Below are 24,706 nucleotides of genomic sequence, written 5' to 3' on the forward strand. Positions count from 1 at the left end.
AGATACCCCCCTCCCAGCCCTCCCCCGCAAGGGGGGAGGGTGAAACCCTTTGGGGGAGGGCGAGTCGGGACGGCGCAAGCGCTTTCCGGCCGGGGCGAAAAAATGGCGCGAATATGGTTCGCCGGCTGTGGATGACGTGCATAAGACGGCCCGCGCGCCGGGGCCGCTATCCACAGGGCGGGACCTGCGGAAACTCCACGCCCGCAAGGGCGTTAGGACTTTATTAACAGGCAGTGGTCCACTATATTTAGTAGGCGAATGGCTTCGTTGGCCCCAAATCTGTGTTTGCGGAATCGGCAGACTCGCTTTAGCGTCAGTCACCTCAGCGGCGGACAAATCCTCTGGCTTCGGCCTCGGACCCGACCGGCGCGGATCCCCATCACAGCAGTCCGGCCAGGGACGGCGCACGCCGCCGTACCCGCTTTGTTGCGTACCGGTTGCGCCCTTTGAGCTAATATGTGCCCCCAGGGGCGAGGAGCTTCGGTCATGCGCGTTGAACGCCGCTACACCACGGATGGACAGTCTCCCTACGCGGCCATTCCGTTCCGCGAGACGGTGAGCGAGATCCGCAATCCGGACGGTTCGGTGGTCTTCCGCCAGGAAGGCATCGAAGTTCCGGCCCAATTCTCCCAGGTCGCGAGCGATATCCTCGCGCAGAAATATTTCCGCCGCGCCGGCGTCCCCGCGCGCCTCAAGAAGGTGGAGGAGAATGCCGTCCCCTCCTTCCTGTGGCGCTCGGTGGCGGACGAGGCGGCGCTCGCCGATCTGCCGAGGGAGCAGCGCACGGTGGGGGAAATCTCCGCCAAGCAGGTGTTCGCCCGTCTCGCCGGCACCTGGACCTATTGGGGCTGGAAGGGCGGCTATTTCGACACCGAGGCGGACGCCCAGGCGTTCTTCGATGAGCACCGCTACATGCTCGCCATGCAGATGGTGGCGCCCAATTCCCCGCAATGGTTCAACACCGGCCTCCACTGGGCCTATGGCATCGACGGGCCGGGGCAGGGCCATTTCTACGTGGACCACGAGAGCGGGGAACTGACCGCCTCAACTTCCGCCTATGAGCATCCCCAGCCGCACGCCTGCTTCATCCAGTCGGTGGCCGACGATCTCGTCGGCGACGGCGGCATCATGGATCTGTGGGTGCGCGAGGCGCGCCTGTTCAAGTACGGCTCTGGCACCGGCTCCAATTTCTCGTCCCTGCGCGGCGAGGGCGAGAAGCTCTCCGGCGGCGGGCGCTCGTCCGGCCTCATGAGCTTCCTGAAGATCGGCGATCGCGCCGCCGGCGCCATCAAGTCGGGCGGCACCACGCGCCGCGCCGCCAAGATGGTGGTGGTGGATGCCGACCATCCCGATATCGAAGCCTATGTGGACTGGAAGGTCGCGGAAGAGCAGAAGGTCGCCGCGCTCGTCACCGGCTCCAAGATCAATGCCAAGCACCTGAAAGCCGTGCTCAAGGCGTGCGTGAATTGCGACGGCAATGGCGATGATTGCTTCGACCCGGAGAAGAACCCGGCCCTGAAGCGCGAGATCAAGGCCGCCCGCAAGGCCTGCGTGGCCGACGCCGCGATCCGCCGCATCATCCAATATGGCCGCCAGGGCTATAAGGACCTGGATCTCGCCATCTATGACACCGATTGGGACGGGGAAGCCTATCTCACGGTGGCGGGGCAGAATTCCAACAATTCGGTGCGCGTCACCGACGACTTCCTGCGCGCGGTGGAAGCCGATGCGGACTGGAACCTGATCCGCCGCACCGACGGCAAGATCTCCAAGACCATCAAGGCCCGCGAATTGTGGGAGAAGATCGGCTCGGCGGCGTGGCATTGCGCCGATCCCGGCATCCAGTTCCACACCGCCGTCAACGATTGGCACACCTGCCCGGCGGGCGGCGAAATCCGCGCCTCCAATCCGTGCTCGGAATATATGTTCCTGGACGACACGGCCTGCAATCTGGCGTCCTTGAACCTGCTGCAGTTCCGCGACGCCGAGAAGCGCTTCGACGTGGAGAGCTTCGAGCACGCGGTGCGGCTGTGGACCGTGGTGCTGGAAATCTCCGTGCTGATGGCGCAGTTCCCCTCGCGCCGCATCGCCGAGCTGTCCTACGAATACCGCACGCTCGGCCTCGGCTACGCCAATATTGGCGGCCTGCTGATGAGCTCCGGCATTCCCTATGACTCGCCGGAAGGCCGCGCCATCGGCGGCGCCATCTCGGCGATCATGACCGGCATCTGCTATGCCACCTCGGCCGAGATGGCCGCCCAGCTGGGCACCTTCCCGGCCTATGACGCCAATGCCGCGTCCATGCTGCGGGTGATCCGCAACCACCGCCGCGCCGCCTATGGCGAAGCCTCGGGCTATGAGGGGCTTTCGGTCGCCCCGGTGCCGCTGGACCATGCCTCGATCAAGGACGCCCGCCTCGCCGCGCACGCCAAGAGCGCGTGGGACAAGGCGCTCGCCGGCGGCGAGGCCAATGGCTATCGCAATGCCCAGGTCTCGGTGATCGCCCCCACCGGCACCATCGGCCTGGTGATGGATTGCGACACCACCGGCATCGAGCCCGACTTCGCGCTGGTGAAGTTCAAGAAGCTGGCCGGCGGCGGCTATTTCAAGATCATCAACCGCGCCGTGCCCGAGGCGCTCCGCGCGCTCGGCTATGGCGAAGCGCAGATCGCCGAGATCGAGGCCTATGCGGTGGGCCACGGCTCGCTGGCCCAGGCCCCGGCCATCAACCATTCCACCTTGCGCGCCAAGGGCTTCGACGACGCGGCGCTGGCCAAGGCGGAAGCGGCGGTGAAGACCGCGTTCGACATCAAGTTCGCGTTCAACCGCTGGACCTTCGGCGAGGACTTCCTGGTGAAGTCACTCGGCGTTGTCCCGGCCCAGCTCGCCGATGCGAAGTTCGACCTCTTGACCCATCTCGGCTTCTCCAAGGCCGATATCGACGTGGCGAACGTGCACATTTGCGGCGCCATGACGCTCGAAGGCGCGCCCTTCCTGAAGGCCGAGCACCTGCCGGTGTTCGACTGCGCCTCGCCGTGCGGGCGCATCGGCAAGCGGTCCTTGTCGGTGGAAAGCCATATCCGCATGATGGCGGCGGCGCAGCCCTTCATTTCGGGCGCCATCTCCAAGACCATCAACATGCCGAACGACGCGACGGTGGACGATTGCAAGGAGGCCTATCTGCTCTCCTGGCGCCTCGCGCTGAAGGCCAACGCGCTCTATCGCGACGGCTCCAAGCTCTCCCAGCCGCTTAATGCCCAGCTCGTGGCGGACGATGAGGACGAGGAGGATGCGGTGGAAGCGCTGGTCGCCCAGCCCGCCGCCGCCCGCACCGCGACGGTCAGCGAGAAGATCGTCGAGCGGGTGATCGAGCGCATCGTCGAGCACCGGGTGCGCGAGCGCGAGAAGATGCCCGATCGCCGCAAGGGCTATACCCAGAAGGCGGTGGTCGGCGGCCACAAGCTCTATCTGCGCACCGGCGAATATGACGACGGCTCGCTCGGCGAGATCTTCATCGACATGCACAAGGAGGGCGCGGCCCTTCGCTCGTTGCTGAACAATTTCGCCATCGCGATTTCGCTGGGCCTGCAATATGGCGTTCCGCTGGAAGAATATGTGGACGCCTTCACCTTCACCCGCTTCGAGCCCGCCGGCCCGGTGCAGGGTAACGACACCATCAAATACGCCACCTCGATCCTGGACTATGTGTTCCGCGAACTGGCGGTGTCCTATCTCGGCCGCAACGACCTCGGCCATGTGGAGCCTTCCGAGACCGGCTTCGACGCGCTCGGCAAGGGCGTGGACGAGGGCAAGGCGCCGACCTCTGCGGCGTCGCGGGTGGTCTCCAAGGGTCTGGTGCGCGGCAAGAATGTGAGCCTGCTCGCCACCCCGCCGGCCGAGCCGCGCGCGGCCAGCGACAATGTCACCATGCTGCGGGCGCGCACCGAGGGGGCGACCGCCCTGAAGGCCGAGCCGGAGGTGTCTCCCGCCCTGCGCGAGGAGGAATTGCCCGAGACCGCACCGAGCCTTGAGATTTCGGTCTCGACCTCGCTCAACTGGGGCGCGGCCCGCACCGCCGACCGCCGCGCCGAGGCCCGCGCCAAGGGCTATGAAGGCGAAGCCTGCCCCGAGTGCATGAACTTCACCATGGTGCGCAACGGCACCTGCCTGAAGTGCGACACCTGCGGCGGCACCACCGGCTGCAGCTGAGGAAAAGCTGCGGCGCCTGATGGGCCGCACCGGTGCTTGAGTGAAAGAAGGCCCGTCGCTGGCAAGGCGACGGGCCTTTTCGCATCGAGGCGGGCAAGACGGGAAAGCGGCGGCTTCAGCAGCGGACAGGGGCTGATGATGCGCCGGCCAACCGGCGTTTTGCCTAATCGCGATGGGCGGCCGCGATGATCCATTCCTTGAAGCGGCGGATCTCCGAGCGGCGCTCGTGCTCGTGGGGATGGATGAGGTGCCAGCCGCCCGGCACCTCCACCGCCAGCGTGAACGGGGCGACCAGCCGGCCCTTGGCGAGGTCGTCGGCGACGAGGCTGCGGCGGATGATGGCGACGCCCACGCCCGCATGGGCGGCGCCGATGGCGAGGACGAAGGAATCGAGCCGTGGCCCGCGATCAATATCGTCCGCGCTGACCTGGGCGGCGGTCAGCCAGGTGCGCCAATCGTCCGGATCGGTGGTGGAGTGCAGGCGCGTATAGTGCAGCACGTCCTCCGGATTGCGCAGGCCCGGCCCCCGCGCGAGCAGAAGCGGGCTGCATACGGGGGTGATCTGGGTGCCCATGAGGAATGTGGCATCCAGCCCGGGCCAGCTCACCCCCACCCGCACCGCGATGTCCGCCTCCCCATGGGGGAAGTCAGCGGTGCGGTGAGAGGTCGTCAGGTGGATCTCCACGTCGGGATTGGCGTCGCAGAAGGATTTCAGGCGCGGCACGAGCCAGCATTGGGCGAAGCCGGGCAAGGTGCTGACCCGCAGGATGCCGGGCGGGCGCCGGGTTCGCACCGATTCCGACACGGCAGAAATGGAAAACAGGGCATCCTGGTAACGCGGCAGAAGCTGTGCCCCCGCTTCGGTAAGCTGAAGCATGTTGTGATGCCGAATAAACAGGGCGTTGCCTAAATATTGTTCAAGAAGCCGCACCTGCTGGCTGATAGCCGCCTGCGTCACGCCCAGATCCGTCGCCGCTTTCGTGAAACTCAAAGTTGCGCCGGCCGCGACGAATGACCGGAGGGCGTTCAACGGCGGGAGATTTTCCATTTTTGAACCCCTGGGAGATGCTGTGCATTAGATAATCTATCTCAACTGAAACATCTGCTAAACCAAAAATGGCGGAAATAGAGATTTTTCAAAGTTGGCACGGTCGTTGCGAGGAGAATGGAAACATTTTTTCTAATGGAGCCGATCATGCCGCACCTGCTTCCCCGGCGCAGCTTCCTGCAATTGATGGGCGCCGCCGCCGTGCCACTCGTCACCGGCCTTCCGGCCCGCGCGGCTTCGACCATCACGGTGGTGTCGGGCCGGCTGGGCTGGCCGCATTGCATGCCGTTCATCGCCACGGAAATGAAGCTGTGGGAGAAATACGGGCTTTCGGTCGATCACCGCGACCTCGGCAATGGCGGCGCCGCGGCGGAGGCCATGGCGGCCGGCAGCGCGCCCTTCGGCTACATCAACGTGCCGAACGCGGTGACGCTGCTTAACGTGGGCCTGCCCATCAAAATCCTGGCCGCGACCACGATCGGCGGCACCAGCGTTTATGCGTTCGACGACAAGATCAAGGCCGTCTCCGACCTTAAGGGCAAGAAGGTCGCGGTGCCGCGCGGCGTCACCACGCATGCGCTCCAGTTCGAAATGTACGTGATGCCGCAGGCCGGTCTCACCAAGGCCGATGTGGAGATCGTGCCGCTCGCGCCCACCGACAACATCACGGCCCTGCGGCGCGGGGATGTGGATGCCGCCGTGTCGTTCGATCCTTACGTGTCCCAGGCGGTCGCCATGGGTGCCAAGGTCCTGGTGCCGCCGGACCGGATGTGGGACGGCCCGGCCTATTCCGCCATCGTCGCCGCGCGGGCCGACATGGTCGCCAAGGACCCCGACACGGTGCGCAAGCTGGTCGCCGTCCATTGCGACGTCATCAAGTTCATCAACGATGATCCCAAGAAGGTCGCCGAGATGGTCAACAAGATCATGCGCGGCACAGAGGCGGATCTGGCGCTGCAGCTGGAATCCATGCGCAGCCTCACCTTCACGGCGAAGATCGAGCCGGCGGCGCTGTCGAAATTCGCCGACGCCATGGTGAAGTTCGGCATCATCAAGTCCGCGCCGGACCTCGCGCCCGTGGTCGATACGTCCTTCCTGCCGAAGGATGCCATGTGATGGCCGGCATCACCATTTCCAACGTCAGCAAGAGTTTTCCCAAGCCCGACGGCAAGGGCACGTTCGTCGCCCTCTCGCCCACGGACATCGAGGTGCAGGAGGGGGAGTTCGTGTGCATCCTCGGCCCGTCGGGCTGCGGAAAGACGACGCTGCTCAACATCATCGCCGGCTTCGAGAAGCCGTCCACGGGCGAGGTTCTGGTGGGCGGCAAGCCGGTGAAAAAGCCTGGCCCGGAGCGCGGCTACGTGTTCCAGGAATACGCGCTTTTCCCCTGGATGACGGTCGCGGAGAATGCCGCGTTCGGGCTGCGCAATCTCGGCATGGCCGTCGCCGAGGCGAAGCAGAAGGCCGGGGAGTTCCTGAAGCTCGTGGGCCTCGCCGGCTTCGAGGATTCCTATCCGAACCGCCTCTCCGGCGGCATGAAGCAGCGTGTCGCCATCGCCCGGGCGCTTGCGCCGAACCCCGACATCCTCCTGCTCGACGAGCCGTTCGCGGCGCTGGATGCCCAGACCCGCTACCTGATGCAGATCGAGCTGCTGCGCATCCAGCGGGAATCCAAGAAGACCATGGTTCTCATCACCCATTCCCTGGAAGAGGCGATCGTGCTCGCCGATCGGGTGATCGTCCTGTCCGCGCGGCCGGGGCGGATCAAGCTGATCGAGGCCATCGACCATCCGCACACCCGCAACCCCAACGATCCGTCCATGACCGAGCTGCGCTACCGCCTGTTCCAGGCCATCGCCGATGAAATCGCACCCGTGGGAGCCGCCGCATGAGCCTCACGAGCCTCGACCGGCGACCGGCGGACGGCAGCCACGTGAAGGACACCGCCTTGAAACTGTTCCTGCAATTCATCGCCCGCCCGCTGCGCCATCTCTGGCTGCTGGTCGCCCTCGTGGTGCTCTGGCACGTCGTGGCGTCATTGCGGATCTATCCGCCCTTCCTTCTGCCCTCTCCCAAAGCCGTGGTGATCTCGCTGGTTGAGATGACGCGGTCCGGATACCTGCTGCAGAACATCGGCATCAGCCTGGGGCGGCAGATGACCGGCTTCCTGCTCTCGGTGGCGTTCGCGCTGCCCGTGGGGGTGCTGCTGGGCTATTCCAAGGCGTTCCGCGAGCCGGTGCAGCCCATCCTCCAGCTGCTCTACCCGATCCCGGGCCTCGCCTGGGTGCCGCTGGCCATCTTGTGGTTCGGCATCGGCGTCGAGTCGATCATCTTCGTGATCTTCTTCTCGTCCATCTGGCCGCTGCTGTTCAACACACAGGCCGGCATCACCAGCATCAATCCCGTGTATCGCCGGGCGGCGCTCGCGCTCGGCACCTCGCAATGGCGCACCTTTACCCGCGTCATCATCCCCGCCGCGCTGCCGTTCGTCATCGCCGGCCTGCGGCTCACCTACGGCACGTCCTGGCGCGTGATCGTGGGCGCGGAAATCCTCTCCGCGCGCTCCGGCCTCGGCTTCATGATCGACAATGCCCGCGGGCTCATGCGGGGCGAAGAGGTGATCGCGGGCATGATCACCATCGCGATCATCGGCTACGTGTTCGAGAAATTCGCCTTCGACCTGATCGAGAAAGTTACCATCAAGAAATGGGGTATGAGTCTATGAGTGCCTTCGTTCTCGGCTCCAGCCAGATCGCGCCCGGCACGCGCGCCCTCGTCTCGCTGCCCGTCACCCGCACGCTGCGGGGCGACCTGTCGATCCCCGTCCACGTCCTTGCCGGCGCCACCGAAGGCCCGACGCTGGCGGTCCTGTGCTCCGTGCACGGGGATGAGAACGGCTCCCTCGTCGCCCTGAAGGCGCTGCTGGATGGCCTCGACCTCTCGACCCTGGCGGGAACCCTGCTGCTCCTGCCTGTCGCCAATCCCCTGGCGTTCGCGGACCTGCGCCGGGAGACCAGCGAGCAGCGGGAGAATACCGACCTTCATCGCTGCTTTCCCGGCAATGCGCGCGGCTCCATCACCGAGATGATCGCCGCGGTGATCGCCCGCGAGGTGATCGCGCGGTGCGATGCGCTGATCGACATCCATGCGGGCGGCAATGGCGGGCGTATCCAGCAGCGGGCCGACCTCAACGAGGACGCGACGGGTGATGTTCGTGCCCGCAGCCTCGCGATGTGCGAGGCCTTCGGCACCGGCTTCGTGCATGTGAACTTCCTGCCGCCGTCCACCGCGGCCGGCCACGCCAACAAGCTCGGCATCGCGGCCTGCGCGGTCGAAGTGGGCGGCACCTATCTTCCGACCCCGCTCGCCAATTTCTATCGCGACATGACCGTCCGCGGCATCGAGGCGGTCATGGGCCTGCTGGGGATGCTGGAGCGCCAGGCGGCGCCCGTCCCCGACCAGCATATGTTCGGCCGCAAGGCCCGGAAGGAGGCGAACCCCACGCGCGCCGGCTATCTTCTCTCGCTGGCCGACGAGCCTTCCGATCTCGGCCGCGCCGTGCAGCGGGACGAATTGCTGGGCACCGTGATCGACCCCTTCACCCTGGAAGCCGTGGAAGAGCTGCGCGCGCCGTGCGACGGCGTGATCTTCTTCAGCCGCATGTCGGGCATCGTGGATGCCGGCGCGAAGGGCTATGCCATCGCCGAAAGCGCCCTCATGGAGAGCGGGCATTGACCGCAGCCGCGCCTGCAGCCGCAAGTCGTGTGGAGGCCGGTGCGCTCGAGGCATTCGCAGCGCGGATCCTCGAGCAGGCGGGGTGCTCCCCCACCCATGCGCAGGAGACCTCAGCCTGCCTCGTCTCCGCCAATCTGGAAGGCGTGGACACCCACGGCGTCGCGCGCCTCGCCATCTATGCCCGGCGGGTGCGGGCAGGGGCCATCAACCCCGCGCCGTCCCTCTCCTGGATCAGGGGGCGGGGCGGGCTCGGCGTCCTCGACGGCGACAACGGCCTCGGCCCGGTCGTGGGGCAAGCGGCCATGCGCCGCGCCATCGACCTCGCTCGGGAGTTCGGCATCGGCTGGGTCATGGCGCGCAACAGCAACCATTATGCCCATGCCGGCTTTTATGCCGCCATGGCGGCGGAGGCGGACATGGTGGGGCTCAGCGCGTCGAGCGGCGAGCCCGTGGTCGCGCCCTGGGGTGGCACGAAGGCCTTCTTCACGAATAATCCGCTCGCCGTCGCCGCGCCCAACGGCGCCGCGCCGATCGTGGTGGACCTTGCCACCAGCGTTGCGGCGCGCGGGCAGATCCTGCTCGCCGCCCGCACCGGCCGCGCCATTCCGGAGGGCTGGGCGGTGGACGACAAGGGCGAGCCGACCACCGACCCCAAGGCCGCCCTTGCGGGCTCGGTGCTGCCGATGGCAGGCGCGAAAGGCTATGCGCTCATCCTCGCGCTGGAGATCCTCACCGGCATCCTCGCCGGTGGCGCGTTCGCGCCGAATGTGGGGTCCCAGCATTCGGCACAGGGCGCCGCCGGCATCGGCCAGCTGTTCGTGGCCATCGATCCCACCGCGCTCATGGACGAGGCGGACTTCGCAAGCCGGATGGCGCAGATGACCGATGCCCTGGCCGAGGCGCCCGCACGCGAAGGCGAGACCATCCGCCTGCCGGGTGCCCGGCGCCAGGCCGTGGCGCGCGAGCGCGCGGCGGCGGGAATTCCGCTGGCACCCGAAATCCTCGCCGAACTCCACGCCCTCGCCGACGAGTTCGGCCTGCCCGAAAGCATGCGCCTCCATGGCTGAAAACTGGCTCGGCTTCCGGCGTGCGGACGGCACGCTCGGCATCCGCAACCTGCTCGCCGTCATCTCCGCCACCGATGCCGCCAACCCGGTCGCCCGGCGGCTCGCGGCCGCCGTCCCGGACGCGGTGGCCCTGACCCCGCTCTATGGGCGCGGCCAACTGGGTGACGACCTCGACCTGTCCATCGGCACCATGGCCGGCCTCGGCCTCAATCCCAATGTCTATGCGGTCCTGGTGGTGAGCCTGGAGCCGGTGGCGGGGGAGCGCGTAGCGGCCCTGATCCGCAGCGGCGGAAAGCCTGTCGAGACGCTCTCCATCCAGGGGTGCCTGGGCACGCGGAATATGATGGAGGCGGGGCGGGCGATTCTGGAACGCTGGCAGGCGGACGCGGCGGCGCTGGAGCGCTCCGCTTTCTCGCCGGCGGAACTGACCATCGGCCTTGAATGCGGGGGCTCGGATTCCTCGTCCGGCCTGGTCTCCAACCCGGCCATCGGCATCCTCTGCGACAGGATGGTGGATGCCGGCGCTCGCCTCGTGTTTTCCGAACCGGTCGAGCTGCTCGGCGGGGAGGCGGCACTGGATGCCCGCGCCGCCAGCCCGGATGTCGCCCGTCAGGTGCGCGAGACCATCCTGAAATATGAGCGCATCGCCGAGGCGGCGCATGTCAATCTAAACGCGGTCAATCCGGCCCCGGACAACATCAAGGGCGGCCTCACCACCATCGAGGAAAAATCCCTTGGCGCCATGTGCAAGAGCGGGTCGCGCCCGCTGCGCGGCGTGCTCGCCTATGGCGCGGCGGCCCCTGCGCCGGGCCTCTGGCTGATGGATGCGCCCGCGCCCGCCACCGAGAACATCACGGCCCTCTCGGCGGGTGGCGCGCACATCATCCTGTTCGGCACCGGGGCCCTGAATTCCATTGGCAGCCCGGTGTCGCCGACGATCAAGATCTGCGGCAACCCAAGAACCTGCGCCACCATGGCGGAGCATATCGACGTGCCGCTGGATGATATCGTCACGGGGGACACCAGCCTCGCCGAGGCTGCGGCGCGCATCGAGGCCTGCATGCAGGATGTGGCGCGCGGCACGTTGACCGCCGCCGAGCGGCTGGGCGAGCTTGAAATCGCCATCAGCCGTATCCGGCCATCCATCTGAGGGGAGACTGAGAATGGCTGCGGTCGCATTCATCCTCCACACCAGCGACAATGTGGCGACCGTGCTCGGCGCGGATGCGCAGGCCGGCGAAGCGCTTGCGCTGCGGGGTGTGGAGCAGGGCCGGCGGGCGCCGTCCGCGCCGATCCCGGACGGTCACAAGTTCGCCCTCGCGGCGATCGCGCAAGGGGCGCCGGTCATCAAATATGGGGTGACCGTGGGGCGCGCCACCGCCCCCATTCCGGCCGGTGCGCATGTCCATATCCACAATATGGAGTCCCTGCGCGGACGCGGGGATCTGGCTTAGCGACGGGAGCGTCCCTGCGCCCGCGCTGGGCATTCAGCGTCACCGGCACGGCAGCGCCGGTCTCCGCGAGGATGGCGGGCCAGAAGCCGGTGCCGCCGGCCAATCCTCGCGACCGGGAACACCCCCTTCAGGCCCAGCGCTGAAAGGTCGATTCGGGTGCATCAGGCGAGGGCCGGAATGCCGAAATCCTGGGCCGCCTTGGCGAGCGCGGCCAGCGTTGTGTCCGCGATCGCGACACCCTCGCGCCGGCCGCGCTCGGCCGCAGCGCTCGCGCGCTCGCCGGGGAGCAGGATTTCGGAAAATCCGGCCGCCGGCGGTCCCGCCTTCACATCGCGCATCAGCATGTCGTAGCGCGCGCGGAACATCTCCATCGGCATGAAGGCGGGGATATGTATGGCGACGAAAAAATAACCGACGTTCGGCATACCGTCCCCCTCCTGGTACATATTGCGGGTCTGGAGGCCGAAGGCGGCGCCGCTGAGCACGCCCGACAGCAGGTCGATGAACAGCGCGAGCCCGGAGCCTTTCGGGCCGCCGAGCGGCAGCAGAACGCCGTCCATGGCGGCGGCTGCGTCCGTGGTCGCCTCGCCCTGCGCGGTCAGCGCCCAATCGGCGGGGATCGCCTCGCCCCGCGCGGCGGCAAGGCGGATGCGCCCCTTCGCCACCACGGAGGTCGCCATATCCAGCAGCAATGGGGCGAAGGTGCCGCCCGGCACGCCCAAGGTGAGCGGGTTGGTGCCGAGCGTCGCCACGCGGCTGCCCCAAGGCGCCACCGCCGGGGCGGCATTGCACATGATCATGGCGATGCAATCCTGCGCCATGGCCTCGGCCGCGAAGAAGGCGCCGACGCCGAAATGATTGCCGTGGAGCACGCTCGCCGCGCCGATTCCCTGTGTCTTCGCAAGGTTCACCGCCTCCTGCATGGCGCGCTGGGCGGTGACGAAGCCGACCGCATTGTCGCCATCCACCCGCGCCGCGCCTGGGGCGAGGGGGGTGATCGCGATGTTCGGCGCGGTGTTCAAAAGCCCGCGCCGCACGGCGGCGGCATAGCTCGGCAGGCGGCTGACACCATGGGACTCGGTGCCCCTGAGGTCGGCGAACACCAGGCACTCGGCCGAAAGGGCGGCGTGCGCGGGACACAACCCGGCGGCGGCGAGCAATTCTGCCGCAAAAGCGGTCAGTTTCTGATGGGGAACCAGAGCCATCGTCATCTTCTTTTTCGGAATTGGATGAGGCCATCCCAAAGCAAAAGGCGGGACGGTGATGAGATGCCGAAAAGATTTCATATCCAATAATGGAAGTCTAGAGAGGCAGCCTCATTCTGAGGCACTGCGACCGGCCTCATGGTGCGAAGCGATATGCACGCTAGGCGTGTACGCCATCGTTTGGTAGAGGCAAGAGCTAAAAATCGCGTATATCTCTCTATTTTGAAACGAAATAATGGCGACAGGCATAATATACATAATGAAAATTATGTATCATTAAATACAAATTGACAATATTTGATTTTAAAAATGTATAATATAAATATAGTTTCGAATCAAATCATAAAATACAAAATTTATATACAAATAGCAGATCATTATTCAGCGAATTAAAATTTAAAAATATCGAAATATAGGGGTAAAATACATATTTATTGCAACGCACCAAATTGGTGCGATAGACGCATTAATTGTTCTTCTTGCGCACTAAATACCTCGATGCTAAATTTTAAGTCGTGCCTCAAACTTAATCAGTGGTGGATTTGCCGACTTAACACATGCCCTTTTTCGGTGCAGGACGCCTCATCCTTAGGCGGTGATTTATTTGCATATATGCCATTCATTCGAGACGTGTGGGTGTAACGCCCTGTTGTTTCGGGTGTCATTAAAGGTATATCGCCATGAGTTTGTCAGATGCCGCTTATTCGTCTCCGGCTTCGATGGCCAATAAGCTGATTGCACATCTCCCTCAGGGGCCTTCCGCATTGTGGATGCTTGTGCCGTCGCTTCTGTTTGTGCTCGTGTTTTTCATATTTCCGTGCGTTTCACTCTTTTCCTACAGCGTGATGACCCAGGCGGGGGGAGGGCGGATCGGGGCGCCGTTCACTCTCGCCAACTTCGCCCAAATATCCGCTGACCCATTCATATGGCGTATATTTGTAGCGACGATCAGAATCAGCATAATTACATCAATCTTTTCCGTGATATTAGGGTATCCGGTCGCGATGGTGATCGCTCGCGGCGTTCCGCAGATCTCGCGCCTGACGACCATAATAATAATCGCGCCGCTGATGGTGAGTATCGTGGTGCGTACCTATGGGTGGCAGCTATTGTTGGCCAATAGCGGCAACGGCGTCGTCAATTGGGTGCTGTACCAGTTCGGATTTCCCAAGGTTACCTTCCGTGTGATGTTTTCGGAGACGGCGGTGATCATTGGCTCATTGCACGTCTTCTTCCCCATGATGGTGCTGCCGCTGGCCACCGCGCTCTCGCGCATTTCCCCGGCGGTGGAAGAGGCCGCGAAGACGCTCGGCGCGCCGGCCTGGCTGGTGTTCTGGCGGGTGACGCTGCCGCTGAGCATTCCCGGCCTTGCCGCCGGGCTCACCTTCGTCTTCTCGCTCACTGCGAGTTCCTACGTCACGCCCGCTCTGCTCGGCGGCAACCGGGCGATGATGCTGGGCAATTTGCTCGATCAGCAGATCACCGCCACCTACAACTGGCCGCTCGGCGCCGCGATCGCGGTGGTGATGGTGGTGCTGGTGTTCGCGGTGAACGCGCTGTCCATGCTCGTCCTCGAACGCCGGCGCGCGGGCGGGCAGGATGCGGCTCCCGCCGGCGCGCGCAAGGCCGGTGCCCAATGAAGCACGAACTCACGGGCGGCCTTGCCGTCGTCTCCTATGCGGTCACCGCGCTGATGCTGGTGTTCGTTCTGGCGCCCCTGGCGATCGTGTTCGTCATCTCCGTGTCGGATACCCCGCTCGCGGTGTTCCCGCCGCGCGGCTTCACCCTCGGCTGGTATTGGAAAGTGCTGGGCGATCCGGGTTTTCGCGGGGCGGTGGGCTTCAGCCTCGGGCTCGCGCTTTCCGCGACGCTCGCCTCCCTCGCGCTCGGCATTCCGGCGGCGCTGGTTCTGGTGCGCCATCCCTTCGCCGGCCAGTCGGTGGCCGAAGGGGTGCTGATGTCGCCGCTGGTGTTCCCCACCCTGATCATGGGCGTGGCCCTGCTGCAATTCTACGCGCTGTGGAACATGCAGAACTCGGCGATGAACCTGTTCTTCGCCCACATCCTGGTGACGCTGCCCTATGTGATGCGCACCGTCATGGCCAGCCTGCGGCAGGCGGACATGACGCTTGAGGAAGCTGCGCTCACCCTGGGCGCGAACCGGCTGCGGGTGCTGTGGCGGGTGACCTTGCCCCAGATCGCGCCGGGCATCGCCGCCGGGGCGCTGTTCGCCTTCATGCTGTCGTTCGACAATTACCCGATCTCCATGTGGCTCACCGACGCGAAGGCCGAGCCGCTGCCGATCTACCTGATCCAGGCCATGCAGCGGATCTTCGATCCCTCGGTCGCGGCCATGGCGAGCCTGATGACCTTGATCGGCGCCGTCGCGGTTTTCGTGGTCGAGAAGCTGGTCGGCCTGCGTCGTGCCATGAGCGTTTGAATTCCAGGAGGATGTCATGAACAAGCCCATCGCAAGACGTTCCGTTCTCGCCGGATTGGCCGTGGCGGCCGGCGGCCTCGCCGCGCCGGCCGGGTTTGTCCGCAATGCCTGGAGCGAGGGTCGCTCGATCAATGTGGGCACCTATCTCGGCCCCCAGGGCGAGTTTGTGCGCCACAATGTGATCCCGAAGTTCGAGAAGGATTTCGGCTGCAAGATCAACCAGACCCAGGGCGTGACGCTGGATCAGATCGCGATCCTACGGGCGCAGCGCGCCAACCCCACCTACAGCGTCATGTTCATGGACGATTCCGGCGTGCCGATCGCCAAGGACGACGGCCTCATCGTGCCGCTGCCGCGCGACAAGATGCCGAACCTGGAGAAGGTGATCTCCGGCCTCGTGGTCTCGGACGGCCATGGCGCGGCATTCGCGGTCTCCGCGCTCGTGCCGTACTTCAATTCCGACGTGGTGCAGAGCATCGACAGCTATTCTGACCTGTGGGACCCGAAGTTCCAGGGCCGCTTCATGATGCCCACCCCCAAGCAGACGCAGAGCCTGGCGCTGCTGATCGCCACCGCGGCGCTGGTCACCGGCAAGCCCTTGAAAGACGCGCAATACGATATCGACAGCGCCTGGAAGAAGATCGCCGAGCTGAAGCACAACATTCTGACGGTGTATGACAATAACGTCACCGCCATTCTCCAGGTCTCGCAAGGCCAGGCCGATGTGGGCGGGCCGGACTTCACCAAGTCCATCATCCCCTACATCCGCAAGGGTGCCACCATCGGCATCAGCTATCCCAAGGAGGGGATCGCGGCGGGTGTGAACTGCGTGACCGTGGTGAAGGGCTCGCCCGAGCCGGACCTCGCCGCCGCCTTCGCCAACCGCATGCTCGATCCCGAGGTCCAGGCGGGCATGGCCAACGCCACCTTCTCGGCGCCGAGCATCTCGGGCGTCACGCTGGATCCGGAGGTCGCCAAGGTCGCCATGTACCCGGAGGCGAAGATGAAGGAAAAGGGCCTGCTGCTGATCGACTGGTCCTACATCTATCCGCGTCGCGCCGAGATCATCCAGAAGCTTAACCAGGTTCTGGCAAGCTGATGGCGCTCGAGACCAATTCCGCCTCGGTCGCCCTCATGGGGTTGACCAAGACCTATGGCGGCTCCACCGCCGTGGACAAGCTGTCGCTGGAGATCGAGGCGGGCGAGATGGTCGCCTTCCTCGGTCCCAGCGGCTGCGGCAAGACCACCAGCCTGCGCATGATCGCCGGCCTGGTGCAGCCGAGCGCGGGCGATATTCTCATCAGCGGCCGGCCGGTGACGCGGGTGCCGGTGCATCGCCGCAACATCGGCATGCTGTTCCAGAATTATGCGCTGTTTCCCCATCTCAACGTGGCGGAAAACGTCGCGTTCGGCTTGCAGATGCGCGGCCTCAACCGGGCCGAGCGGGACGTGCGGGTGCGCGATGCGCTCGCCTTGGTGCAATTGGAGCGGTTCGCCGAACGCATGCCCAGCGCGCTCTCCGGCGGCCAGCAGCAGCGCGTCGCGCTCGCCCGCGCCTTGGTGATCGAGCCGTCCGTCCTGCTGCTCGACGAGCCGCTCGGCGCGCTCGACAAGGAATTGCGCGAGAATATGCAGATCGAGCTGCGGCGGCTTCAGCAGCGGCTCTCCATCACCACCATCATGGTCACCCACGACCAGGAAGAGGCGCTGACCCTGGCCGATCGCATCGTCGTCATGCGCGGCGGCCGGCTGGAGCAGGTGGGCACGCCCGGCGACATCTATGGGCGCCCCTCCTCGCGCTTCGTTGCCGGTTTCGTCGGCGCCTCGAACCTGTTCGAGGGGCGCGTCACCGCCAGCGATGGGCAGGCCTGCCAGATCGCGCTTTCCGGCGGCATCCGCCTGACGGCGGCATGCGCCGCCGACGTCGGCGACGATGTGCTGGTGCTGATCCGGCCCGAGGCGATCCATGTGCGCCCCGCCGATCTTGGCGCACCGGGCGCGCCCAACAGCGCGACCGCCACCATTGAGGACGCAATCTATCGCGGGCCGCTAACCCATCTCTACCTGCGCCTTTCCAACGACCGTCCCCTGGTGGTCTTCGTCCCCAACCGCGCCGGCCCCGCCGGTGCCATGCGCTGGGATCGCGGCATGCGCCTCGCGGTGGACTGGGCGGAAGACAGCAACCACATCATCCGAGACAAAGCCCATGCTGACCAAATCGCCGACGCTCACTGAGCCCGCGGACGCTCATTCCGACGGCATGTCGCTCGGCATCGACATCGGCGGCACCTTTACCGATCTCGTGCTGTGCGATGGCGAGGGCTGCTGCGTCAGCAGCCTCAAGGTGCTGACCACCCATGCCGATCCGGTTGCCGGCATCATGGAGGGCGTGGCGCGCATGCTCGCCGACGCCGCGACCGCGCCGGGCGAAATCCGCCGTGTGGTCCATGCCACGACCCTTTTCACCAATGCCCTGATCGAGCGCAAGGGCGCAGCCACGGCGCTGCTGACCACCGAGGGCTTTCGCGACGTGATCGCCATTGCCCGCGAGCGCCGCTACGAACTCTACGACCTCTCGCTCACGCCCGCCGCGCCGTTGGTGCCGCGCGACCTGCGGTTCGAGATTCCCGAGCGGGTGAAAGCGGACGGCACGGTGCTGCGTGCGCTCGACCGCGACGCGCTGCTGGCGCGGGTGGGCGAGGCGGTGGCGGCGGGGGTCACCTCCTTCGCCGTGGTGTTCCTGCACGCCGATCTCCATCCCGCCCACGAGGCCGAGGCGGCCGCACTCATCGCCGAGCATTTTCCCGCTGTTTCGGTGACCACCTCGCATGAGATCGTGCGTGAGGTGCGCGAATATGAGCGCGGCACCACCGCCACCGCCAATGCCTTCATCAAGCCGCTGGCCGAGGGCTATCTCCAGCGGCTCGGCGCGCGGCTGACCGATTTCGGCATCGAGCCGGCCTGTCCGCTGCTGATGATGCTCTCCAGCGGTGGCCTGACCCATCTGGACGAAGCGCGCCGGGTGCCGGTCCATCTCCTGGAATCCGGTCCGGCCGCCGGCGCGCTCGCCGCCGCTACCCTGGCGGGGGTGGAGGAAACGCGCCTTCTCGCCTTCGACATGGGCGGCACCACCGCCAAGCTGTGCGTGGTCGAGGACGGCGAGCCCGACGTGGTGTTCGGCTTCGAGGCCGCGCGCCAGGCCCGCTTCATCGAGGGCAGCGGCCTGCCGATCCGCATCTCAACGGTGCATCTGATCGAGATCGGTGCCGGCGGCGGCTCCATTGCCTATCCCGACTCGCTCGGCCTGCTGAAAGTGGGGCCGCGCAGCGCCGGCTCGGAGCCCGGCCCGGCCTGCTACGGGCGCGGCGGCAGCGAGCCGACGGTGACCGACGCCAATCTGCTGCTCGGCTATCTCGACGCGAAGAGCTTCGCCGGCGGTGACATTCCGCTGGACGTTGGCGCCGCGCGCGCCGCCATCGGGGAACTCGCCGCGCGCCTCGGGCTCAGTTCCGAGGCCATTGCCTGGGGCATCCATGATGTCGTGACCGAGGCCATGGCGGGCGCCGCGCGCACCCATCTTGCCGAGCGCGGGCGCGATCCCGGTGCCTTCACCTTGGTTTGCACCGGGGGCGGCGGACCGCTGCACGGCTTCAATCTTGCCCGCAAGCTCGGTATTCCGCGCATTGTGGTTCCGGCCAATGCGGGTGTTGCCTCCGCTCTCGGCCTCCTCACCGCGCCGCCGCGCGTGGACCGCCTCGCCACTCTCGCGCTCGCCTTGGCGCAGACCACGGCCCCCGAATTGACCGCGGCCTTCGCGGGCCTGGAGGACGAGGGCCTCGCCGTGCTCGCGCGCGGCGGCTGGGAGGCGGCGGAGATCGACATCGTGCGCTGCGTGGATGCCAAATGCGCCGGGCAGGGCACGCATATTCCCGTCGCCTTGCCGCCCATGCCCTGGCCGCAGGAGGCCGAGGCATTGCGGGCGATGGTGACGGCCGCCTTCCGCGCCGCCTATGCCGAGCGCTACGGCCGCGCGCCGCCCCAGGTCCCCATCGAGCTGGTGAATGCCCGCATCACTTTGCGCGGCCGGTCCGAGGCGCTCACGCTTTCCGCCGGGGCCGCCGATGGGGCCGCCGGCACCGGGCGCAGCCGTCCAGTGCATTTCGGCGACGGGCCGCCCCTTCAGGCCGCGCTGTATCGGCGCGAGCATCTACCGGTCGGCTTCGTCGGTGCCGGTCCCGCGCTGGTGGAAGAGGATGGCAGCACCCTGGTGGTGGGCCCCGGCGCCACCTTCACCGTTCTGCCCACCGGCAACATCGTCGTGGAGCTGTCCCATGTCTGAGCGCAACGCGGCCTCCGGCGCGATCAACGCCGTCACGCTGGAATTGATCTGGACCCGCCTCATCTCGGCGGTGGACGAGGCGGCGAAGGCGGTGGTGCGCACCTCCTTTTCCACTTTGTCGAACGAGGCGAACGATTTCGCCTGCGTGCTCACCGACGCCGTGGGCCGATCGCTGACGCAGAACACCGGTTCCATCCCCTCCTTCATCGGCACCTTGCCGGCGACCGTGCGGGCGATGCGGGTGCATTTTCCGGTCGCGGAGATGCGGCCGGGCGACGTCTATGTCACCAACAATCCCTGGATCGGGACCGGGCATCTCAACGACATCTGCGTGGTGCGGCCGATCTTCGCCGGGCCTGAGATCGTCGCGTTCGCCGCCGCCACCTCCCACGTGCCGGACATCGGCGGGCGCCAGCGCTCAACCGAGGCGCGCGAACTGTTCGAGGAAGGCTTCCACATTCCGCCCATGCGCCTTTTGCGCGAGGGCGAGCCCGACCGTTCGCTGATCCAGCTCCTGCGCACCAACGTGCGCACGCCGGACCAGACCGAGGGCGATGTGTGGGCGCTGGTGAATGCCTTGGCGCTGATCGAGGAGCGTGTGCGCGCCACCATGGCGGACCACGGCCTTGCCGACCTCGCGCAGGTCGCCGAGGAAATCTTCAGCCGGTCCGACCAGGCCATGCGCCGCCAGATCGCGGCGCTGCCGGATGGCGTCTACAGCCACACCATGCTGACCGACGGGCTCGCCGAGCCGTTCACGCTTGCGGTGCGCATCACCATCAAGGGCGATGAGATCCTGGCCGATTATGCCGGCACCTCGCCCCAGCAGCCGCGCGCGGTGAATTGCGTGCTCGCCTACACCTTCGCCATGACCGTCTATGCGCTGAAATGCCTGCTGCTGCCGCAGCTCGCCAATAATGACGGGATATTCCGGGCGATCCGCGCCGTGGCGCCCGAAGGCAGCCTGCTGAACCCGCGCCATCCGGCGGCGGTCGGCGGGCGGGCGGCCACCGGCCATTATGTGCCGGTGCTGGTGTTCAACGCGCTGGCCGATATCCTGCCGGACAAGGTGCGCTCGGCGCCGGGCTCGCCGCTGTGGATCATGAACATGGCGGGCACCACGGCGTCCGGCCGCACGTTCGCGAGCGTGATGTTCTTCAACGGCGGCACCGGGGCCGGCGAGGGGCATACGGGGGTAGACTGCCTCTCCTGGCCCTCCAACATCTCGGCGACCCCCATCGAGGTGGTGGAGCGCACCGCGCCGGTGCTGATCCACCGCAAGGTGCTGCGCGACACCTCCGGCGGCAGCGGGCGCCATCGCGGCGGCCGGGGGCAGGAGGTGGTGATCGAGACCGAGGCCGAGGACGTGGCGGCGGTGTTCGTGGCGGAGCGTCTGCGCTTCGGCGCCTCGGGCCTGCACGGCGGCGGCGAAGGCGCGCGGGGCGAGATCCTGATCGACGGCGTCGCCATCGACGGGCGCACGCTCCAATCCCTCAAGCGCGGCACCATCGTCACCGTGCGCACCCCCGGCGGCGGCGGCTTCGGCGCCGCCTGACCCCAATCCCCTTCTCCTTCAGCGCCGGGCCTTGCCGCCGCGTGCGCAGCGAAAGTCAAATCCATGTCCACCGTCCAGGATCCGACCCTCGCCCCCACCGGCTATCGCCTGCGCATTCCCGGCCCCGTGCCGGTGCCGGAGGTGGTGCGCGCCGCCCTGGCGCGCCCGGTGGTCGCCCATCGCGGCCCCTATGGCCGCGCGCAGATCGCCCGGATCCAGGAGCTGATCCGCCCGGTGTTCGGCACCCACAATCCGGTGCTGACGTTGGCGAGTTCCGGCACCGGCGCCATGGAGGCGGGCCTGCTCAATGTGATCGCGCCGGGCGATCGCGTGCTGGTGGTGGTGCAAGGCCAGTTCGGCGACCGCTATGCCGCCATCGCTGCTGCGCTGGGGGCGGTGGTGGACAAGGTGGAATTTCCCTGGGGCCAGCCGGCGCAGCCCGATGTGATCGCCGAGCGCCTCGCCGCTGCCGACTACCGCGCGCTGGTGATCACCCACAACGAGAGTTCCACCGGCATCGAGAACGACCTTGCCGCCATCGGCGCCCTGGTGCGCGATCGCGACACGCTGGTGGTGGTGGATTCGGTCAGCGGCCTTGCCGGCACCGCCATGCGCATGGACGACTGGGGCCTCGACGTGGTGGTCTCGGCCTCCCAGAAGGCGCTGATGTGCCCGCCGGGCATGGGGCTCATCGGCCTCAGCGACCGGGCGATCGAAGCGGTGAAGCGCGACAGCGGCATGCCGCGCTTTTTCTTCGATCTGCGCCGCGCGCTCGCCGTCATCGACGACGACCAGACCCCGTTCACGCCGCCGGTGTCGCTGAACGCCGGCCTGTGCGCGGCGCTGGAGCTGATCCACGAGGAGGGGCTCGACCATGTGTTCGCGCGCCACCGCAGATGTAACGATGCCCTGCTCGCCGGCTGCGCGGCGCTGGGATTTGAACCGTTCGGCCAGCATGCGGCACGCTCGCGCACCGTGGTGGCGCTCTCGGTGCCGGGCAATCTGGATGGCGGGCAGATCATCAAGGAGCTGATGGCGACCCATCGCACCGTGGTCGCGGGGGCGCGCAACCATCTGTCGGGGCGCATGATCCGCCTCGGCACCATGGGCCAGATCGGCCTGCCGGACGTGATGCAGGATATCCTGGACATCGGCGCGACGCTGGCGCGGCTCGGCCATTCCCGCGACGTCAATGCCGCTCTCGCCGCGGCGCTTCAGGCCTATGATAATGGCTGACAAGAGCAATGCGCCCTCCGCCCCGCGCGGGCGAGGGGGCGTCAATGGGAAAACGCGAACGGTGGCAGGCATCATGAGAGGACGACCCTCCCGCAGCAATGCAGAGACCCCGCTGGCCGACAAGGGTGCGGCCACGGCGGAGCGGGCCTTGCAGGTGCTGGACGCATTCCTGACCGCCGAGGAGCCGCTGTCGCTGCGCGATCTCGGCAAGCGCACCGGCTTCTACAATAGCACGCTGCTGCGCCTGCTGGCTTCGCTGGCGCGGTTTGGCTGCGTGAACCGGCTGGACGATGGACGCTATCAGCTCGGCGCAAAGGTGCTGCTGCTGGGCTCTGCCTTCCGGTCCACCTTCAAGCTCGACGATTACGTGCCGCCGGTGCTCGACCGGCTGGTGCGCGAGACCGCCGAGAGCGCCACCTTCTACGTGCCTCAGGGTGACGCGCGCCTGTGCCTGTTCCGCGTCAACAGCGCCCAGCCGCTGCGCGACCATATGCACATTGGCGAGCAGACCCCGATCACGCCCGTCGGTGCGCAATTGCGCTCCAACAGCTCGGCGGACCAGGCGATCCGCGCTTTTTCCGCCGGTGCGCCGGAGGAAAACCGGCCCGCCTTGCCAATCATCACCCAGGGCGAGCGCCTGCCGGGCATCGCCTCCATGTCGGTGCCGGTGTTCTGGAGCAACGGCCTGCTCGGCGCGCTGACCCTGTCCGGTCCGGCGAGCCGGTTCGACCAGGCGGAAATGGGCAAGTGCGCGCCGATCCTGATCCGCGAGGCGATGGATTTGAGCCGTGCGCTCGGCGGCAGCGTCGCCGCCTTCCGCGAGCTCGAGCCGGCATGACCCGCCCGCCGCTCGCCCTGCCGCCCTAGCCGGCGCTTCCCGGGCGCGTTCGCGCCGCCCGCGCAGTCCTCATCTCCCCGCATCGCCATCGTGCCGGCTGTCCCTCCGGCGCCAGCGGATCCGCGCGCCCATGTCCCAACCGGCCTCCTCTCCTCCGCCCGTTTTCGATGCCCCACCCGGCAAGGCACGCCCCAGCCTCGCCATTCCGCTCGTGGTGGCGCTGGCCATGTTCATGGAGCAGATCGACATCACGATCACGCTCACGTCCCTGCCGGCCATGGCGGCGGATCTCGGCACCACGCCGGTGGCCGCCAATTTCGCCGTGACCGCCTATGTGCTGAGCCTCGCCGTGTTCATCCCGGTGAGCGGATGGATCGCCAACCGGATCGGCGCGCGCACCGTGTTCTGCGCGGCCATCGCGCTGTTCACGATCAGCTCGGCGGTCTGCGGCCTCGCGCAAAGCTTCGAGCTGATGGTGCTGATGCGGATTGTCCAGGGGGCGGCGGGAGCGCTGATGCTGCCGGTGGGCCGGCTCATCCTGCTGCGCAATTATCCCAAGGCGGACCTTGCCATGGCGGTGCAGGTCATGACCACGCCGGCGATGATCGGCCCGGCCATCGGCCCGCTGCTGGGCGGCTTCCTGACCACCTATCTGTCCTGGCGCTGGATTTTCTACGTGAACGTGCCGATCGGCATCATCGGCATTGCGGCGGTGCTGCGCTATATTCCCAACACCAAGGGCGTGCGCTCCGGGCCGTTCGACCTGCTCGGCTTTCTCTTGTGCGCGGTCGGGATTGCGACCTTGCAAGTCGGCATCGAGATGCTCGGCAATGCCGAGGTCGCCGGGCTCACGACACTGGCCGTCCTTGTGCTGTCGCTGGCCCTGCTGGCGGGCTTCTATCTCTATGCCCGCAGGCGCGCCGATGCGGTAATCGACATCTCGCTGTTCCGCATTCGCGCCTTGCGCATCGGCGTGGTGGCGGGCGGGATATGCCGGCTGGGGTTGAACGGCGTGCCCGCGCTGCTGCCGCTGATGTACCAGATCCAGTTCGGCTACACCGCCTTCCAGGCCGGATTGATGACCATATTATCGGCGATCGGCGCGCTGACCACCAAGGGGTTGCTGCGCGCGCTGCTGCGCCGCTACGGCTTTCGCACCCTGCTGCTGTTCAACGCGCTCGCGGGCACGGCGGTCATCGCCGCCTTCGCCCTGTTCAAGCCGGGAACCTCCACTGCCGTCATGCTGGCGGTGATCTATGTGTTCGGCATGGTGCGCTCGGTGCAGCTCACCTTGAGCAATACGCTGAGCTATGCCGACGTGCCCGAGGCGCGGGCACACGGGGCGGTCAGCCTCGTGGGCTCGGCGCAGCAGCTCTCCATGGGGTTCGGCATTTCGCTGGCCTCCTTCATCTATTCGATGCTGTCCGCGGCCGGCCCGGTGTCGCACTTGGGCAGCATGCAGGAAACCTTCCTCTATCTCTCGCTCGCCACGCTGGTCTCGGTCGTCGGCTTCCGACAATTGACCCGCGAGGATGGGCGCGCCGTCAGCGGCTGAACCCTTCGCGCCGGACCGCCGGCCC

General features: G+C 66.7%; 19 protein-coding genes. 17 read left to right on the plus strand and 2 right to left on the minus strand.

The genetic code is table 11. From position 1 onward, the window contains the following. The first annotated feature begins 486 nt into the window (after positions 1–486). The gene (locus tag V5F78_RS05485; RefSeq protein WP_394065950.1) at positions 487–4,209 is read left to right on the plus strand and encodes a vitamin B12-dependent ribonucleotide reductase; all 3,723 of its coding nucleotides are present in this window, start codon (positions 487–489) and stop codon (positions 4,207–4,209) included. Between the two features lie 163 nt (positions 4,210–4,372). Here the strand turns inward: V5F78_RS05485 and V5F78_RS05490 are convergent, their stop codons facing one another. Further along, positions 4,373–5,257, minus strand: coding sequence for a LysR substrate-binding domain-containing protein (locus V5F78_RS05490; RefSeq protein WP_394065949.1), 885 nt, complete (start codon positions 5,255–5,257; stop codon positions 4,373–4,375). A 147-nt stretch (positions 5,258–5,404) separates the two neighbouring features. Here V5F78_RS05490 and V5F78_RS05495 point away from each other — a divergent pair, with 147 nt between their 5' ends. From V5F78_RS05495 to V5F78_RS05525, 7 genes are read left to right on the plus strand one after another with little or no spacing between them, the layout of a single operon-like run. Continuing rightward, the gene (locus V5F78_RS05495) at positions 5,405–6,373 is read left to right on the plus strand and encodes an ABC transporter substrate-binding protein (RefSeq protein WP_394065948.1); all 969 of its coding nucleotides are present in this window, start codon (positions 5,405–5,407) and stop codon (positions 6,371–6,373) included. Further along, positions 6,373–7,149: an ABC transporter ATP-binding protein gene (locus tag V5F78_RS05500; RefSeq protein WP_394065947.1), complete on the plus strand. Its 777-nt coding sequence runs from the start codon at positions 6,373–6,375 to the stop codon at positions 7,147–7,149. Before V5F78_RS05495 ends, V5F78_RS05500 begins: the two co-directional genes overlap by 1 nt. Beyond that, positions 7,146–7,982, plus strand: coding sequence for an ABC transporter permease (locus V5F78_RS05505; RefSeq protein WP_394065946.1), 837 nt, complete (start codon positions 7,146–7,148; stop codon positions 7,980–7,982). The genes V5F78_RS05500 and V5F78_RS05505 overlap by 4 nt, the downstream gene beginning before the upstream one ends. Then, positions 7,979–8,992 (plus strand): succinylglutamate desuccinylase/aspartoacylase family protein, encoded by a 1,014-nt coding sequence (locus V5F78_RS05510; RefSeq protein ID WP_394065945.1) that lies wholly within the window; start codon positions 7,979–7,981, stop codon positions 8,990–8,992. Before V5F78_RS05505 ends, V5F78_RS05510 begins: the two co-directional genes overlap by 4 nt. Next, positions 8,989–10,059 carry an Ldh family oxidoreductase gene (locus V5F78_RS05515; protein WP_394065944.1) on the plus strand — a complete coding sequence of 357 codons (1,071 nt, stop codon included), beginning with the start codon at positions 8,989–8,991 and terminating at the stop codon, positions 10,057–10,059. Before V5F78_RS05510 ends, V5F78_RS05515 begins: the two co-directional genes overlap by 4 nt. Continuing rightward, positions 10,052–11,209, plus strand: a complete 1,158-nt coding sequence (locus tag V5F78_RS05520) for a UxaA family hydrolase (RefSeq protein WP_394065943.1) — start codon at positions 10,052–10,054, stop codon at positions 11,207–11,209. The genes V5F78_RS05515 and V5F78_RS05520 overlap by 8 nt, the downstream gene beginning before the upstream one ends. A gap of 13 nt (positions 11,210–11,222) precedes the next feature. Then, positions 11,223–11,513, plus strand: coding sequence for a UxaA family hydrolase (locus V5F78_RS05525; RefSeq protein ID WP_394065942.1), 291 nt, complete (start codon positions 11,223–11,225; stop codon positions 11,511–11,513). Between the two features lie 161 nt (positions 11,514–11,674). Here V5F78_RS05525 and V5F78_RS05530 read toward each other — a convergent pair whose 3' ends face one another. Then, positions 11,675–12,718, minus strand: a complete 1,044-nt coding sequence (locus V5F78_RS05530) for an Ldh family oxidoreductase (protein ID WP_394065941.1) — start codon at positions 12,716–12,718, stop codon at positions 11,675–11,677. Between the two features lie 845 nt (positions 12,719–13,563). Between V5F78_RS05530 and V5F78_RS05535 the strand changes: the two genes are divergently transcribed. The 9 genes from V5F78_RS05535 to V5F78_RS05575 all read left to right on the plus strand — a co-directional run bounded on the left by V5F78_RS05535 (position 13,564) and on the right by V5F78_RS05575 (position 24,681). After that, positions 13,564–14,358: an ABC transporter permease subunit gene (locus V5F78_RS05535; protein WP_509276802.1), complete on the plus strand. Its 795-nt coding sequence runs from the start codon at positions 13,564–13,566 to the stop codon at positions 14,356–14,358. Then, the gene (locus V5F78_RS05540; protein WP_394065939.1) at positions 14,355–15,158 is read left to right on the plus strand and encodes an ABC transporter permease; all 804 of its coding nucleotides are present in this window, start codon (positions 14,355–14,357) and stop codon (positions 15,156–15,158) included. Before V5F78_RS05535 ends, V5F78_RS05540 begins: the two co-directional genes overlap by 4 nt. Before the next feature lie 16 nt (positions 15,159–15,174). Next, complete coding sequence (locus V5F78_RS05545) at positions 15,175–16,257, plus strand: extracellular solute-binding protein (protein ID WP_394065938.1); 1,083 nt, start codon at positions 15,175–15,177, stop codon at positions 16,255–16,257. Beyond that, positions 16,257–17,393: an ABC transporter ATP-binding protein gene (locus V5F78_RS05550; RefSeq protein WP_394065937.1), complete on the plus strand. Its 1,137-nt coding sequence runs from the start codon at positions 16,257–16,259 to the stop codon at positions 17,391–17,393. Before V5F78_RS05545 ends, V5F78_RS05550 begins: the two co-directional genes overlap by 1 nt. Beyond that, positions 17,365–19,497, plus strand: a complete 2,133-nt coding sequence (locus tag V5F78_RS05555) for a hydantoinase/oxoprolinase family protein (RefSeq protein WP_394065936.1) — start codon at positions 17,365–17,367, stop codon at positions 19,495–19,497. Before V5F78_RS05550 ends, V5F78_RS05555 begins: the two co-directional genes overlap by 29 nt. Further along, positions 19,490–21,052, plus strand: a complete 1,563-nt coding sequence (locus V5F78_RS05560) for a hydantoinase B/oxoprolinase family protein (protein WP_394065935.1) — start codon at positions 19,490–19,492, stop codon at positions 21,050–21,052. The genes V5F78_RS05555 and V5F78_RS05560 overlap by 8 nt, the downstream gene beginning before the upstream one ends. A gap of 63 nt (positions 21,053–21,115) precedes the next feature. Next, positions 21,116–22,288, plus strand: a complete 1,173-nt coding sequence (locus tag V5F78_RS05565) for a pyridoxal-phosphate-dependent aminotransferase family protein (RefSeq protein ID WP_394065934.1) — start codon at positions 21,116–21,118, stop codon at positions 22,286–22,288. A 73-nt stretch (positions 22,289–22,361) separates the two neighbouring features. Next, entirely contained in the window at positions 22,362–23,126 is a 765-nt protein-coding gene (locus V5F78_RS05570) for an IclR family transcriptional regulator (RefSeq protein ID WP_394065933.1), read from the plus strand. Between the two features lie 130 nt (positions 23,127–23,256). Continuing rightward, positions 23,257–24,681: a DHA2 family efflux MFS transporter permease subunit gene (locus V5F78_RS05575; protein WP_394065932.1), complete on the plus strand. Its 1,425-nt coding sequence runs from the start codon at positions 23,257–23,259 to the stop codon at positions 24,679–24,681. The last annotated feature ends 25 nt before the right edge of the window (positions 24,682–24,706 follow it).

Source organism: Roseixanthobacter glucoisosaccharinicivorans, assembly GCF_043195095.2.
Classification (GTDB): Bacteria; Pseudomonadota; Alphaproteobacteria; order Rhizobiales; family Xanthobacteraceae; genus NCEH01.